Here is a 14,449-nt window from a genome sequence, read left to right as displayed (position 1 = left end):
CGCGGCCGCCGGCGAATCGCACGGTGTAGACCAGCCCGTTGTCGGTCAGCGTCGAGGCCGGGTATCCGTGCAGCTCACCTGCCTGCTGGAAGCTTCGGTGGGTGATCTGCGCGGTGATTCGGGGATGCGCTGACAGGTGCAGGGCGTAGCGGGAGTGGTCGTCGAGCCAGGTGATGATTTCGACGTCGGTGCCTGGCCGGCCGTCACCGCGGGTGAGCCGGTAGTGGGTGAAGTCGGACTGCCAGGTCTCGTTGGGCTGATCGGCTTGGAAACGGATGTAGGAGCTCTTCGGCCGCTTCGACGGTTCGGGGATTACTTGCCCGGCTCGTACCAGGATCCGGTTGATGGTGGCCCGCGACAGCACGGTGTCGTAGTGGTGCTGCAGGTGCCAGGCGATGGTGTCCGCACCGGCGTCCAGGCCGGCCTCGCCGAGCTGTTTACGCAAGGCCAGAACTCGTTCGACCGTTGCGGCCGCGGTCGCGCCGGGCCGAGTGTTCGGGGCGCGCGAGCGAGGCTCGAACGCTGCTTCGCCCTCGACGGCGTAGCGGGTCATGAGCCGGCTGATCCAGCCCTGGGAGACGCCGTAGGTGCGGGCGGTCTCGGCCTGTGACGTACCGGTCAGAACGGCGGTGATGACGAGTCGACGTGTGGACACGCCGCACCCTGCTGCCGCCCGCCGGTACCGCTACGGCGCCATGCCGATGTCCGGAGACTTACCTATTCCGATGACGCGAGACACCCTATTCCGATGTCTTGAGCCAGGACACTGTCAGCCCGACAGCGAAGGGGTTTTCGCAGGTCACAGACTTGCGAGGACCCCTTTTTCGTGTCTGACGACGTCACCGGGATCGAGCACGCCGCTTGTAGACCCCTTGACTCGGCAGGTGACGAGAGATGCCCCTACTGAAGCTCGACCGACTGTGCGACGGCCTGGAGGACGGTGACTGGGCCGGCTTCCTGCGCGACTGGGACCGTGCCCTGCGGGCTGGGAATCACCCGGAGACCACGCGCTACAACTACCTCCTGGCCGCCGCCCAACTGGCGAAATATCTGACCGCCGAATCACCGGACCCGGACTCTGATGACGCCGGGCAGGACCCGACCTTGGTGACCAAGGCGCACATCGAATCGTTCCAGGCGTGGATGATCGAGACCCGGTCGGCGTCGACCGCTTTGAACAAGCACAAGAGCCTGCAGCAGTTCTTCAAGTACCTCCTCGAGGAAGAGGAGATCGACAAGTCACCTGCGCCGGCTACGAACCCGCGTCGGCCCGAACACCCCTGTCACCGATGCGCAGGCCACCGCCGTGCGGAATCGCGTGAACGCGGCGACCGCGATCCTGGACGAGCTCACCTCCCACCGCCGGGTCTTGGCCGACCTTCAGCAGGCAGACGTCGATCAGTGGCTTGCCGAAGGGCGAGTTGCCCGCAGAGCCGAACTCGGTGCGTTCCTGCGCTGGGCATGCAGCGAACGGCTGACCACCGTCGCAATCGGTGTCCCGCAATGGGACGGGCCAGCGGACGGTGTTGACCACGATCGACGATGGCAGCAGGTACGCCGCCTGCTGCACGACGACACCCTGCCCACCGATGTCCGCATCGCCGGCCTGCTGATCACCCTCTACGCCCAGACCGCCACCCGCATCAACACCCTGCGCTTCGACCAGATTCAGACCACCTCGAGCGGCGCCAGAATCACCTTTGGCTCCACACCGATCGACCTCCCACCCACTCTGGCGGCCTTGATCACCAGCCTGTCGGCCGAACGCGAAGACACCGACCGCGCCGGCACACCGTGGCTGTTTCCCGGCCGGCCTTGGAGCCATTCCATCAGCGCCGCCATGCTGCGCAAGCGGCTCGCGGCGGCCGGCCTGACCGCTCGCGCCGCCCGCACCGCCGCGCTCATCCAACTCGCCGTCGAGCTGCCCGCCGCCGTCCTCGCCCGCTGTCTCGGCATCGACATCAGCAGCGCCGTGGCATGGCAGCGAGCGGCTGCCGGGGACTGGCACCCGTATGCGGCCCGCGCAGCCCTCCGTATGAACGCTTCTCCGGCTCCGTAGCGCCTGTCGACAAGCCGGAACTACCCCGGTCGAGTGCCGGCGCCCGGTCCACAGCCACCTGCTCGCCGCGCTGCCCATCGGGCACCTTCCCGGGCGTCGACGCCCAAGACGTCTACGAGTTCCTCCAGCGCCCCGCAGGCTGAAATCCGGTTGCCGGGGGTCCTATCGTGAGCCTGTGCTCGCACAACGGCCTGTCGCGCATAGGCGGCTGGCTGCTCGATGCGCCGCCACCGCGGGTACATCTTGCTGAGCACGGCGGCCACCGCGTCCTCGGCGAGCTGCCAGTCCCCGCACGTGACATAGGCGAGCACACGTAGTCGTTCCATGTGCGCCGCCACGACCTCGCGGAAATCTTGGTCGGCTTCGCTCACGTCAGTAAGACGGCGGCGAGGCTCGAAAGGTCGTAAGAAATCTCGTGAGGTCAGGCGGCCGAGGAGCGCGAAGGTCGGCTCCATGGGCTGTCACCCGTCCTGCCTCCCGCGAACCTGGACGCGTTCCGCTGCCGGCAGGCGCGGCCGCCGGATGGGGCTGCACGGCGGAATTCCCGTGACTTCGGCGGTATTACATCCGTGGCGGTGAACGCCTCACACTAACTGTCTTGCTCGACGACGAGAACCGTGCCGCGGGTTCGAGGGAGCAGATTGGGCGACGCACCTACCCTTCCGGGATGTACAGCACGCCCGGGAAGAAGTAATAAGCGACGGCGGCACCGACCAGGCCCAGCCCGAAGACAAGGCACACCCATACGATGGTGGTCTGCCGGCCCATGTCGAGGATCTCCGCTTGCTCCGGCCGGCCGGGCGGGTACAGCACCACTACCGCCGAGCCGACCGGGACCGCTCCTCGGCCGGAGTACGCGGAGGTGAAGCGGCGCTCGCGCCCTTGATCGTCGACGAAATGCACGATGGGGGCGCGGTACTCCAGGCTCCCTGTGCGTTCGACGACAGTCCCGCGGCGGCGGACGTGCTGCCGGTACCGCCGCCAGTGCCGTGCGGCGTGCCGCACTGCGAGAACGATCGACGTGAGGCCGAGGATGGCGCCGAGGGGCATGAGGAATCGGTCCACGCCGCCACGGTATCGATGACCGTAAGGCCGCTTCCGAACCCCGGCGGACGAATGTCGGTGGAGATCTTGCTAATACGGTACGGCTTCGTATCATTGAACGATGAGATCCATGCCGCATCGCGTGCACGAGGCGTGCATCGATCACCTCAGCGAGCAGGGGTACGCCACCCTGACCTTGGACGCCCTGGCCGAACGGTCTCGGACGCCACTGTCGGTCCTGGTCGAACGGTGGGGCGATCGGCAGGCCGTCGTCGTCGAGGCGGTCGGCGCGCTCCTGAAGGCTGGACCGGCCGACCTGGACACCGGCGCCCTCAAAACCGACCTGATCCAGCAGGCGACCACCTTCGCCCGGTCGATCGCCGGTCATTCAGCACAACTGCTGGGTGCCCTGATCGAGGTGGAACGGATCGATCCGGTGGTGTGCGAACGGCTGGCCACCTACGGCGGCCATCACGGGCTGGCGCTGCCGAGCGCATCGCTCGATCGTGCCCGCGCCCGGCGCGAGATCGCGCCGGACTCAGCGACCAGGGGCTACGAGGACATCATCCCGCAGGTCATCGTGGCCCGTCGCGTCTCACACCAGGACGTGGACGCGGCCTTCATCGAGGAGCTGGTCGACTCGGTGGTCCTCCCGACGTTTCGATATGGAGCCCGCTAGATGGAGCATGACGGCATCAGTACGGCCAAGGTCACAGTGCGCGTCAACGGGAGCAGCCAGTCGGCCGCCATCGACACCCGGACCTCACTGCTCGAACTCATCCGTCAGCACGTCGGGCTCACCGGCACGAAACGGGGCTGCAACCAGGGCGCCTGCGGCGCCTGTACCGTCCTGATCGATGATCAACGTGTCCTGTCCTGCCTCACCCTGGCGGTGCAGGCCGACGGTCGTGAAGTCACCACCATCGAGGGCATCGGCGACACAACGCAGCTGCACCGGCTGCAGTCCGCCTTCATCGACCACGACGGGTTCCAGTGCGGCTACTGCACGGCCGGTCAGATCTGCTCCGGGGTGGCGCTGGCGAGCGAGGCCGCCGCGGGTGTGCCCAGCGTGGTGACCGACGACCTGCACGCCGACGAGGTCGACCTGTCGCTCGCGGAGATCCGTGAGCGGATGAGCGGCAACCTGTGCCGGTGCGGCGCCCACAACGGCATCATCGCCGCCATCTCGGAGGTCTACGGCTCATGAGGGAATTCAGCTACGCCAAGGCCGTCGACCCCGAGGAGGCGGTGCGCCTGGCCGGGACGGGTGCGCGGTACCTGGGCGGCGGGACCAACCTGGTCGACCTCATGCGCGAGGAGATCGAGACGCCGACCGCCCTGATCGACGTGTCCGGGCTGGCGCAGGGGATCACCGAGACGCCCGGTGGGGGGATCGAGATCGGCGCGGCCACGAGCAACACCGCCGTGGCCGCGCATCCCCGCGTCCGGCACGACTACCCGATGCTGGCCCGCGCCATCGTCAGCGGCGCCTCAGGACAACTTCGCAACATGGCCACCGTGGGCGGAAACCTGTTGCAGCGCACGCGGTGCGCGTACTTCTACGACGAGGCCGCCCGCTGCAACAAGCGGTCGCCGGTTTCCGGCTGTGATGCCCGCGAAGGCTTCCACCGGGCACACGCCGTGCTCGGTGTGAGCGAGCAGTGCATCGCGACGCATCCGTCCGACATGTGCGTCGCGCTGGTCGCGCTCGACGCGCAGGTCGACATCCTCGGTCCCGCCGGGGCACGGGCCGTACCGCTCGAACAGCTGCACCGCGAGCCCGGCGACACCCCGCACCTCGAGACGGTGCTCGCCCCGGCGGAACTCATCACCGCTGTCCGGCTGCCCCAGGCCACGGTCGCGGCGAACTCGACGTACCGCAAGGTCCGCGACCGCGCCAGCTATGCGTTCGCCCTGGTGTCCGTGGCCGCCGCGCTACGTGTCGAGGACGGCACCGTGTCAGAGGTGCGAATCGCACTCGGCGGCGTCGCGTCCCGCCCGTGGCGCGCCCACCTGGCCGAACGAGAGCTGCTGGGCGCACCGGCCACCGCGGAGAGTTTCCGGCGCGCAGCCGAAACCGAGTTCCGCGCCGCTCGCCCGTCCCGGGACAACGCGTTCAAGGTGAGCCTGGCGCCCCGCGTGGTCGCCGACGTCCTGGAAGGCCTGATCAGATGAACATGGTGCAACGAGCCACCGAAGCGCTCAACCGCACGCTCCCCGACCGTGCGGTCGATCCCCTGAGCACGGCGCGCCGCGTCGTCGGCCAGGCCGTGTCGCGGCTCGACGGTCCGAGCAAGGTGACCGGTGGCGCGACTTTCACCGCGGACATCGACCAGCCCGGGCTGGCGTACGCGAGCATGGTGCCCAGCCGGGTCGCCAGTGGCCGCATCCGGCACATCGACGTGACCCGGGCCGCGAACGCACCCGGCGTCATCGACGTCATCACCCACCACAACGCGCCGGCCATGGACACACCGGTGCTCATGACGCTCACCGCCAAGGGTTGCGCGTTCACCGACGTCGCTCCGCTGCAGGACGACGTCGTCCGCTGGAACGGTCAGGCGGTCGCCGTCGTGGTCGCCGAGTCGCAGGAGTGTGCCGACTCGGCCGCGCGCCTGGTCGACGTCGTGTACGACGCGGCTCCGGCCCGAACGTCTTTCCGTGGTCTGCTGTCCGAGGCGGTCTTCCCCGCCGACGTGCTCGGCGAGCCGTCCGAAGTGTCACGCGGCGACGTCGAAGACACGTTGTCGCAAGCCGCATTCGTGGTGGACGAGGTCTACACGACGCCACCGCACCACCACATGGCGATCGAACTACACGCGACCATGGCGCAGTGGAGTCCCGGGGACAAGCTGCACGTCTGGGACTCCACGCAGGCTCTGGGCCGTACGCGGCACAGCATCGCGCACGCGGTCGGAGTGCCGGAGGAGAACGTCACGGTGACCTGCCGGGCGGTCGGGGGCGGCTTCGGCAACAAGACGGTCTGGGACCATCAACTGCTCTGCGTGGCCGCGGCCCGGGTGACCGGACGGCCGGTCCGGCTGGTACTGCGGCGTCAGGACGTCTTCCGGATGACCGGCGGCCGGGCGCCGACCTGGCAACGGGTCGCCCTCGGAGCCGCCCCCGACGGGCACCTGCAGGCACTGGTCCACGACAGCGTCACGGGCATCGTGCACGAGAACTCTCCCGAGCAGGTCTCGGTGCCGGCCCGGCATCTGTACGCCTCCGACACGTACCGGATCGGGCAGAAGAAGGTCGTGCTGGATGTCGTCCCCAACGCCTCCATGCGGGCCCCGGGCGACTCGGTCGGGTCGTTCGCGCTCGAATCGGCCATCGACGAACTAGCCGGCCATCTCGGCATCGACCCCATCGAGCTGCGCAGCCGCAACGAACCGGCCGTCGACCCCACCGAGGGGACGCGGTTCTCCAAGCGTCACCTGATGGAAGCGTACCGGCGGGGAGCCGAACGCTTCGGCTGGCCGGACCGGAACCGGGTACCGGGGGCACGACGCGACGGCCGGTGGCTGGTCGGGCACGGCACAGCGTCGGCGTTCTACCCCTACATCCGGATGCCCGGCGGGAAGGCCCGCATCCGGATCACCGCGGACGGCCACGCCGTGGTGACGGCCGCGGCCAACGACATGGGCATGGGCACGGAGACCGTGCAGGTGCAACACGCCGCCGAGCGCCTCGGGCTCCCACTGGACCGGGTCAGTTTCGAGTTCGGTGATTCGACACTGCCGGACAGCCCCATCGCCGCGGGCTCGGCCCAGACGGCCAGCCTGGTCATCACCGTCGCCCAAGCGGCCGAGGAGCTCAAGAAGGTGCTGCTCCGACGGGCGCCTCGGCACAGTGCCCTGCACGGACTCAAACCGGCCGACGTCGTCTTCCGTGACGGGGGGCTCTACCGGGTTAGTGACCCTGCCCAGGGCGTTTCGTTCGAGACGCTGGTGGGTGAGGTTCGGCACGTCGACGCCGTCGGGTCCTCGCCGATGCTCCCGCTGGAATTCATGAAGTACTCGATGCACGGCTACGGGGCGCATTTCTGCGAGGTCAGGGTCGACGCGACGACCGGTGAAACCCGCGTCTCGCGATGGGTCGCCTGCATCGATGCGGGACGCATCATCAATCCGAAGACCGCGGCGAGTCAGATCCGCGGGGCGGTGATCATGGGTATCGGCAGCGCGCTGATGGAGGAAGGCCTGGTGGACAGCCGGGCCGGGCGCACGGTAACCGCCTCCGCCGCGGATTATCACATGCCGGTCCACGCCGACGTGTGCGACATCGACGTCAGCTTCCTCGACATCCCCGATCCGTTGACACCGATGGGCGTGCACGGGGTGGGGGAGATCGGCATCGTCGGGGTCGCGGCGGCCATCGCCAACGCGGTCCACAACGCGACCGGCGTCCGGGTGCGCGACCTTCCGATCACTCTCGACAAAATCATCGACGGGGGTGCCGCGCGATGAGCCCACGAGGCCGGCCGATGGTCCCCGGACGAGGAGAGGAGATCCTCGACGTCGTCCTGACCATGGTGGCCGAGGTGGGATACGCCGCCGTCACCATCGACGCGGTGGTAGCCCGCGCCCATGCCTCCAAGACGACCGTCTACCGCCGGTGGGCCGACAAGCGCGCCCTGGTCATGGCCGCGATGGAGTCCGGCCCGGCGGCCCAGGCGCTCGAGATCCCGGACACCGGTTCACTGCGCGGCGACCTGATCGAGTACGCGAAGGCGCTCGCCGCGGTCATCGACGGCTTCGAGGGCCGGCTCATGGTGGGGATGTCCCAGGCGGTAATGGACGACTCGACGCTGCGCGCCTGCGTGCAGGAACGCTCCGGCCGCAGCACACCCCAGGTCGACCAGCGGGTTCTCGAACGCGCGCGCAGGAGAGGCGAGCTGCGCACCGCCGAGCAGCCACGCATCCTCGGCGAGGTCGCCTCCTCGTTACTCGTCTACCGCATCGTGTGCGGACTGCCCCTGGACGACCTGTTCGTCGAGCACCTCGTGGACGACATCATGCTGCCGGCGCTGTCGCGGTGAAGCCACCGGAGCGCAAACCCTTCCCGCGCCGGCTGCGGCGACTCGCCGATGACGTGGCCACACTGCCCGCGCAGCTCATCGGCGCCCCCGTCGGGCACGGGGCATCGCGCCGGTCCCCGAACTTCCAAGGCGGCCGATTCCGCAACCCCGTGCCAACCGCCCTGCTGCACAACGCCGCCGTCTGGGCAGCGGTCCGCAGCCGGCTCGGGCCCGGCCGTCTCCGCCAGCCGCCCCGGCCGGTACCGGTCATCAAGCCGCGCCTTCCCCAGGTGCCCCGTGACCGGGGCCTGCACGTCACCTGGCTGGGGCACGCATCGGCGCTGATCGACATCGACGGCGTCCGGATACTGGTCGACCCGGTCCTCGGGGAACGCTGCTCTCCGTTCGCCTTCGCCGGTCCGCGGCGACTACACCCGGTACCGGTGGCGGTGAACGATCTGCCGCCGGTGGACGCGGTCGTCATCTCTCACGACCACTACGACCACCTCGACGAAGCCACAATAATCTCGCTGTCAAAAGTGCAGGCGACGATGTTCGTCGTACCCCTCGGTGTCGGATCGCACCTGACCCGGTGGGGGATCGCAGCCGGGCGGATCCGGGAACTCGACTGGGGCGAGGAACACCGTGTGCAGAGTGCGTCGGGCGCATCGGTGCGGCTCACCGCGACCGCTGCCCGTCACTTCTCCGGACGGGGTCCGGTGCGGTACCGGACGCTGTGGGCGTCATGGGTCGTCGAGAGCGCGACACACCGGCTGTTCTTCACCGGTGACTCCGGCTACTGGGATGGCTTCGCCAAGATCGGTGCCCGGTACGGACCGTTCGACGTCTCCCTCATGCAGATCGGGGCCTACGACCCAGCCTGGCCGGACGTACACATGACACCAGAGGAAGGCGTGGCCGCACATCTCGACCTGCGAGCCGCCGTGCTACTCCCGGTCCACTGGGGCACCTTCGATCTCGCTCCGCACCGGTGGTCCGAACCGGTGGAACGACTGCATGCCGCGGCGACCCAGCACGGTGCGCGCCTGGTCGTACCCAAACCTGGTGAACCCGTCGACATCGATGATGTGCCGCCCGGCGCGGACACCTGGTGGACGGCGTTGGGCACGGCAGGAGGCCCGAGCAGCTGACCGGCATCGCGGATCGCGCTGCACGTGGATATCTCCGCCGCCAAAGTCAACGACCATCGGATGCTCGAGAACGTGGTCGACGGCGCCCGGCCGGTCGGGCGCCCGCGGAGGCGGCACACCCCTCGGGTATGAACATCAGCAGCGCCGTGGCATGGCAGCGGTCGGTTTCCGAAGACTGGCACGCGTATGCCGCCCGCGTACGGCGATCCGGGTGTTCCGGGTGAGAGGGTTGGTCCTGGACGGTGACCATGTCATAGCCCATTGTCGCTGAGCACGGCGAGTTCGACGGTCCCCTCGGCTGGCTGCGCATTCGGTTCTGGGAAGGTGGAGAACAGCGGGCAGTGGCCGTAGCTGGGCATCGGGTCAGGTGAGGTGCGGTAGAAGGGTGGCGAGCTCGGCCCACTGCTGTGTGGGGATCTGCTGCCCGGGGGTGATGACGTGCAGCGCGACGTGGTCGGCGCCGGCGTCCAGGTGTTGCTGGATCCGGGCGTGGACGGCGTCGAGGTCGCCCCAGGCGACCAGGGCGTCGATGAGGCGGTCGCTGCCGCCAGCCACAAAGTCGGCGTCGGAGAATCCGAGCCGGCGCAGGTTGCCCTGGTAGGTGTGCAGGCCGAGGAAGAAGCCGATGCCGCCACGGGCGATCTCGCGGGCCCGGCTCGGGTCGGTGTTCAGGACGACGGCCAGGTGTGGGGCGAGCAGGGCGTCGTTGCCGAGGTTCTCGCGGTAGCCGGCGGCGGCCTCGGCGGGCACGAGGAATGGGTGTAGTCCTGCGGTTCGGGCTCCGGCGAGTGTGGCCATTTTGGGCCCGAGTGAACCCAGCAGCCGACGGTGCTCGGAAAGCGGCGTCGGTGCGTTGTCGAGGCCTTGCAGTAGTTGGCCATTTCCTTGACGGCCGTGCTGAACGGCTTGCCGATCGCATGGGCTACTTCGGCGGCGCCCACGCCGAGCCCGGTGAGCAGCCGGCCGGGGAAACGCGACTCGACCGTGGCGGTGCGTTCGGCCAGCTCGGTCGGTTCCTGCTTCCAGATGCTTTGCACGCCGATGACGACGGACGCCTGCTGGGTGGCTGTCAGCAGACGTTGCGCGTCGGCGAACACCTGACCGCCGTCCAGTCCGGGAATCCATAGCGCGCGGAACCCGGCGCCGTCCAGGTCATGTGCGGCGTGTTCGATGGCTTGGGCGGGAGCGGTGCGCAGTTCCATGCTCCACACGCCGACCCGGCCGAGCCGCTCGCGCCACATGGCGCGGCTTGTCGGGGCGGGGATCTTTGGTGTGCTGTCTTGCCCTGCTGCGGTCGAGATGTCGGTCATGCGATCGTCCTGCCAGTCGTCGATGGGATGGGGCTGCGTGCAGAAGTCACTGGTCATCAACAGCAGGGCCCCGGGCGCCGGAGTTGACCCATACCCCCCGGGGCAGCCGACGGGGCCTGACGCCCGGCGCGGCGAGGCAGGCTCGTCGCGCCGGGCCGTTACCGCGGCTGACCGAACGAGGGCTGGCTAGATGGCGGGGAGTTCACCGCCGTCGACATTCAGGCTGGCGCCGGTGATCCACTGGGCCCGGTCCGAGACGAGGAAGGCGACGGCCTCGGCGATGTCACGCGGGTCACCGGGGCGGCCGAGCGGGACGCCCGCGGTGATCGCGGCGAGCTCGACACCCATCGCATCGGCGAAGGTCTGGCGGAGCGCGTCGGCTCCGGGAGTGAGCACGTTGCCGGGCACGATCGTGGTGACCCGGATCCCGGCCGGTGCCAGCTCGGCGGCAAGCGCCTTGCCGTATGCGCCGAGCGCGGCCTTGGCGGCGGCGTAGTGCGCCAGCGGCGGAAGGGGCACGATTGCCGCTCCGGAGGAGATGTTGACGACTGCGCTGCCCGCCCCGGCCTCGCGCAGCGCCGGCAGCAGCGCGGTATTGACTCGTACGGCGGAGAGGTAGTTGAGGTTAAGGGCGTCGAGCCATTCCTCGTCGGGGATGGATTCGATGCCGCCGAGGTGGGTCCGAGCCGCGGCCGCGTTGTTGACCACGATGTCGACACCGCCGAGCTCGCGCAGCGCTGCGGCGGCGAACGCCTGAACGCCTGCGAGCGTGCTGATGTCGCCTTGGATGAAGGTGGCGCCCTTCGGCGTCTCGTCGGTGGCGTTGCGTGCCGTAGTGACCACGCTCGCACCGCCGTCGAGCAGTCGCTGCACAATGGCAGCGCCGATACCGCGAGAACCGCCCGTGACGACCGCGCGCTTGCCAGCGAACTCAGTGATGTCTGAAGGTGCAAGAGTTTTGAACATGGGTTCAGAATTACCAGGTTCTGGAACGAACGTCCAGAACTTTCTGGAACCCATGTTCAGAACCGCGTATCGTGGAGCCATGGGGCGCCCACGAAAGTTCGACGAGCACGACGTGCTGGTCGCCGTGCGCCGGCAGTTCAACGAAACCGGCTACCACGGCACCTCGGTCGAGGACCTCTCCCGCGCGACAGGACTCAGCAAGGGCAGCCTCTACGGCGCCTTCGGCGACAAGGACGCCCTGTTCCGGCGGGTCTTCGAGGAGTACTGCGAAAACTCCGACCAGAGCGCCGCAGTCCGGGTCGAAGGCCCCGAGGAACAGGCACTCGACCGCCTGCGCGCCTGGCTCACCGCGCCGGAGGGCTGCCCCGACCGGCGTGGCTGCTTCCTGGCCAAGACCACCGCCGAGCTGGCGTGGGAGGACGACGCCATCGCGGCCCGATCGCTCGCGGCCTACGAAACGCTGCTTGAGAGCTGCCGCCTACTCGTCGAGCAGGCTCAGCGCGCCGGACACATCGATCCGACCGCCGACCCAACAGCGCTCGGCGGGCTTGTCCTCGCCACGCATCGCGGACTCGAGGCGCTCCTCAAAGCAGGGGTGGACACGAAGACGCTGAACCGCATCACTGATGCGGCGATCGACAGCATCGCGCTCCAGCCGAAGCGCGCAAGCGCGTAAAACCCCGAGGAGCGCATGGGCCGACTCGGTATGACCTCGATGAGCTGCCCATCAGCTGCGCTCAAACAGGCGCGGCTGCACCTTAACCAACGCCAGATCCAAGATCGAATCTTTGTGCTGCTGGGACAGCATCACAAACCTGGGGCTTACGAACGCCTCCGCCGAACCGCCCCACGCTGAACCTGGCCGCCTGCACAGTCGCTGCATTCCGACAGTTCTGATATCCGATGTCGCCAGCAGACGTCGTCGCCGCAGTGCGCGAGAGCCTGCCGCCGGGCACCGTCGTCGACGGCGAGCTGGTCATCTTCGACACCGAGGCGGGCAGCATGATGTTCCCGGCACTGCTGGGCCGGATCACCGCCGGGCGCCGCCTGGCGCGCGAGGCCGCAGCCCGGCCGGCGAACCTCGTGGTGTTCGACGTGCTCGCCGACGCCGGCGACAATCTCACCGGCCTACCGCTACGCCAGCGTCGCTCCCGACTCGAGCACCTGCTCGCCGACGCGCCGCCCACCCTGGCGCTGTGCCCACAGACCTCAGACGTCGAGCTGGCGCGCACCTGGTTCGACGACCTGGGCGTGACCGGCGCCGAGGGCCTGGTCGTGAAAGACCTGGCCGGTGTCTACCGCGTCGGCGGCAGGGGATCGTCCTGGTGGAAATACAGTGACTCCGATGGGGGTCATCACGAGCAGACACGCGGTCACCCGAGCCTGCCGCGCCCTTGCAGAACCCTCCGGGCGCGACCGCAACGACCGGAGCCCATCAAGGGCTCGCCGGCCTCCAGGGTCAACCGCTGGCCGTCACCCGCGGCCTATGCTGCCGTCATGGGCGAAGCCCGGCCCCGGTTCATGATCACCGCTGAAGTGCTGGTCGAGATCACCGATGCGGCCACCTTGCGCAGGGCGGCGCTTGATCGGGTCGCCGAGGCAGTGTTTGTCGCCGACAGCGACCACAGCGACGATCAGGTTCGTGCTGCTGAACGCGATGCCGTGCAGGCCGACGTTGCGACCGCCCTGACTTGGCTTGTCGACGCTGATGCGATCGTCGAGGACGCCGTGGGTGCCGAAGTGGTCGGCTCGACCGTATCGGTCGCCGAGGGTGTAGACGAAGGTGAGGACCTGGCGCGAGTTGGTGCTGATGCGATGCCGGACTTCGCCGCCCTGTTCCCCCTCTGCCGCTGCGGGGCGGACGACTGCGAGGACTGCTCCGGCCTTCAAATGACACCCCGGTCGGCGGCGATCCTATGGGCGGTCGCACACATGCACGCTGATTTCGCCTACGACGACGTCCAGCACTACGGCGACACTCCGGTGTCGGACAAGGACAACGGGTGGGCGGCGTTCGCCGACTATCCACGGATCACCTGGAGCCAGGACGCGGTGTGGCGGCGCCAGGCCGCCCGCGCCTTCGACGACCTGGCCGCAGACCTCGCCGCCGGCCAGCTGCCGCTCGCGACGTGCCCGGGCGAAGAGATGGCCACGCACCTGATGCTGCGGTCCGCGCAAGGAGCCGCAGCGGACGGCTGGGGCGTACCGCCCGAGAAGCTGAACCTATTGCCCCGGCATGATGACGACTTCGGCTGGGACCTCGCCGTCGATGTCCTGCTACAGGACGAGGACATCCTGCACCTGTTCGACGAACAGTTGGACGGCATCGAAGACCCGGAATCGGAAGAGAACCAGCGCTTCCGGATCGGTGACTACCGGCCCGAAGCCTGGTTCAAGCCCTTCCAGAACGCCACACCACGTGACGGACGACGCCCCTTCCGCCGGTGACCGGACCCACTCTCTCGTGAACGTCGCTGTACACAGGGCGCGCAACGCAAGCCTGACGGCTTGACGGCGGGCAGAGATGATCGCGCTGGCCCGTAGATCCCTCAGCGTACGGTCTCACGCTCTCTCGGATTCCATCCGCTGGTCATGCTGCCGGCGTGACGATCAAAACCCATCGTCATTCACCGCGAAGAATGTCGTCCCCTCCCAAGGCATCGAAGCCCCTGTGGCTCGGCCACGAAGCGGCGGTGTTTCACCCTTTCGAGCGACACCCCGGCGCGCGGCAGTTGCCGTCGTCGATTCCTGTCGTTGGTGAAGGTGAACGCTCAGGGCCCCGGCAAAGTCGTTAGATGATGCCGAGTAGGGCCAGCGGGCGGTTGCTGTCACGGGCGTAGTGGCGGTTGGCGGCTGCGATGTTGGTGATTCCTGCGGTGCGTATGGCTCCGATGGCGGC

Annotated in this window: 14 protein-coding genes and 1 pseudogene; 10 read left to right on the top strand and 5 right to left on the bottom strand. The window is 68.6% G+C overall.

All coding sequences use genetic code 11. The annotated features are described in order from the left end of the window. Positions 1–655, bottom strand: a 655-nt coding sequence (locus tag HJC40_RS44840) for a DDE-type integrase/transposase/recombinase (RefSeq protein WP_250009979.1), incomplete at its 3' end; no start/stop codon positions are given. A 239-nt stretch (positions 656–894) separates the two neighbouring features. On the opposite strand from HJC40_RS44840, the pseudogene HJC40_RS46510 reads away from it, so the two are divergent. Then, a pseudogene (locus tag HJC40_RS46510) lies at positions 895–1,215 on the top strand (phage integrase N-terminal SAM-like domain-containing protein); the annotation flags it as partial. 103 nt (positions 1,216–1,318) lie between these two features. Then, entirely contained in the window at positions 1,319–2,059 is a 741-nt protein-coding gene (locus HJC40_RS46505) for a hypothetical protein (protein WP_250009981.1), read from the top strand. 654 nt (positions 2,060–2,713) lie between these two features. On the opposite strand, the gene HJC40_RS44820 is transcribed toward HJC40_RS46505, so the two are convergent. Next, the gene (locus tag HJC40_RS44820) at positions 2,714–3,124 is read right to left on the bottom strand and encodes a DUF3592 domain-containing protein (RefSeq protein ID WP_250009977.1); all 411 of its coding nucleotides are present in this window, start codon (positions 3,122–3,124) and stop codon (positions 2,714–2,716) included. Between the two features lie 100 nt (positions 3,125–3,224). Between HJC40_RS44820 and HJC40_RS44815 the strand changes: the two genes are divergently transcribed. From HJC40_RS44815 to HJC40_RS44790, 6 genes are read left to right on the top strand one after another with little or no spacing between them, the layout of a single operon-like run. Further along, on the top strand, positions 3,225–3,782 hold the full coding sequence (locus HJC40_RS44815) for a TetR-like C-terminal domain-containing protein (protein ID WP_250009976.1): 558 nt from the start codon (positions 3,225–3,227) through the stop codon (positions 3,780–3,782). Further along, positions 3,783–4,310: a 2Fe-2S iron-sulfur cluster-binding protein gene (locus HJC40_RS44810; RefSeq protein WP_250009975.1), complete on the top strand. Its 528-nt coding sequence runs from the start codon at positions 3,783–3,785 to the stop codon at positions 4,308–4,310. After that, on the top strand, positions 4,307–5,278 hold the full coding sequence (locus HJC40_RS44805) for a xanthine dehydrogenase family protein subunit M (RefSeq protein ID WP_250009974.1): 972 nt from the start codon (positions 4,307–4,309) through the stop codon (positions 5,276–5,278). The genes HJC40_RS44810 and HJC40_RS44805 overlap by 4 nt, the downstream gene beginning before the upstream one ends. Positions 5,279–5,280: 2 nt before the next feature. Next, positions 5,281–7,572, top strand: a complete 2,292-nt coding sequence (locus HJC40_RS44800) for a xanthine dehydrogenase family protein molybdopterin-binding subunit (RefSeq protein ID WP_250009973.1) — start codon at positions 5,281–5,283, stop codon at positions 7,570–7,572. Continuing rightward, positions 7,569–8,144, top strand: a complete 576-nt coding sequence (locus HJC40_RS44795) for a TetR/AcrR family transcriptional regulator (protein WP_250009972.1) — start codon at positions 7,569–7,571, stop codon at positions 8,142–8,144. The genes HJC40_RS44800 and HJC40_RS44795 overlap by 4 nt, the downstream gene beginning before the upstream one ends. Continuing rightward, positions 8,069–9,274: an MBL fold metallo-hydrolase gene (locus tag HJC40_RS44790; RefSeq protein WP_308201017.1), complete on the top strand. Its 1,206-nt coding sequence runs from the start codon at positions 8,069–8,071 to the stop codon at positions 9,272–9,274. Before HJC40_RS44795 ends, HJC40_RS44790 begins: the two co-directional genes overlap by 76 nt. Positions 9,275–9,637: 363 nt before the next feature. Here HJC40_RS44790 and HJC40_RS44785 read toward each other — a convergent pair whose 3' ends face one another. The 3 genes from HJC40_RS44785 to HJC40_RS44775 form a co-directional block, all read right to left on the bottom strand. Continuing rightward, positions 9,638–10,024: a hypothetical protein gene (locus tag HJC40_RS44785; RefSeq protein ID WP_250009971.1), complete on the bottom strand. Its 387-nt coding sequence runs from the start codon at positions 10,022–10,024 to the stop codon at positions 9,638–9,640. Continuing rightward, the gene (locus tag HJC40_RS44780; RefSeq protein ID WP_250009969.1) at positions 9,943–10,641 is read right to left on the bottom strand and encodes an LLM class flavin-dependent oxidoreductase; all 699 of its coding nucleotides are present in this window, start codon (positions 10,639–10,641) and stop codon (positions 9,943–9,945) included. The genes HJC40_RS44785 and HJC40_RS44780 overlap by 82 nt, the downstream gene beginning before the upstream one ends. 129 nt (positions 10,642–10,770) lie before the next feature. Further along, complete coding sequence (locus tag HJC40_RS44775) at positions 10,771–11,550, bottom strand: oxidoreductase (RefSeq protein WP_250009968.1); 780 nt, start codon at positions 11,548–11,550, stop codon at positions 10,771–10,773. Positions 11,551–11,629: 79 nt separating this feature from the next. Between HJC40_RS44775 and HJC40_RS44770 the strand changes: the two genes are divergently transcribed. Beyond that, the gene (locus HJC40_RS44770) at positions 11,630–12,226 is read left to right on the top strand and encodes a TetR/AcrR family transcriptional regulator (protein ID WP_250009967.1); all 597 of its coding nucleotides are present in this window, start codon (positions 11,630–11,632) and stop codon (positions 12,224–12,226) included. Positions 12,227–12,453: 227 nt separating this feature from the next. After that, positions 12,454–13,998: a hypothetical protein gene (locus tag HJC40_RS44765; RefSeq protein WP_250009966.1), complete on the top strand. Its 1,545-nt coding sequence runs from the start codon at positions 12,454–12,456 to the stop codon at positions 13,996–13,998. Positions 13,999–14,449: the final 451 nt, after the last annotated feature.

Origin of the sequence: Actinoplanes sp. M2I2, from assembly GCF_023544445.1 — a bacterium.
In the GTDB taxonomy this organism is placed as follows: Bacteria; Actinomycetota; Actinomycetes; order Mycobacteriales; family Micromonosporaceae; genus Actinoplanes.
Note: the sequence above shows the minus strand (reverse complement) of the source record. Positions and strands in the feature narration are given on the sequence as shown.

Coding starts and splice junctions, on each gene's coding strand:
- HJC40_RS44775 (WP_250009968.1), bottom strand. CDS start 11,550: ATGTTCAAAACTCTTGCACCTTCAGACATCACTGAGTTCGCTGGCAAG.
- HJC40_RS44800 (WP_250009973.1), top strand. CDS start 5,281: ATGGTGCAACGAGCCACCGAAGCGCTCAACCGCACGCTCCCCGACCGT.
- HJC40_RS44770 (WP_250009967.1), top strand. CDS start 11,630: ATGGGGCGCCCACGAAAGTTCGACGAGCACGACGTGCTGGTCGCCGTG.
- HJC40_RS44805 (WP_250009974.1), top strand. CDS start 4,307: ATGAGGGAATTCAGCTACGCCAAGGCCGTCGACCCCGAGGAGGCGGTG.
- HJC40_RS44780 (WP_250009969.1), bottom strand. CDS start 10,641: ATGACCAGTGACTTCTGCACGCAGCCCCATCCCATCGACGACTGGCAG.
- HJC40_RS44795 (WP_250009972.1), top strand. CDS start 7,569: ATGAGCCCACGAGGCCGGCCGATGGTCCCCGGACGAGGAGAGGAGATC.
- HJC40_RS44815 (WP_250009976.1), top strand. CDS start 3,225: ATGAGATCCATGCCGCATCGCGTGCACGAGGCGTGCATCGATCACCTC.
- HJC40_RS44765 (WP_250009966.1), top strand. CDS start 12,454: ATGTCGCCAGCAGACGTCGTCGCCGCAGTGCGCGAGAGCCTGCCGCCG.
- HJC40_RS44810 (WP_250009975.1), top strand. CDS start 3,783: ATGGAGCATGACGGCATCAGTACGGCCAAGGTCACAGTGCGCGTCAAC.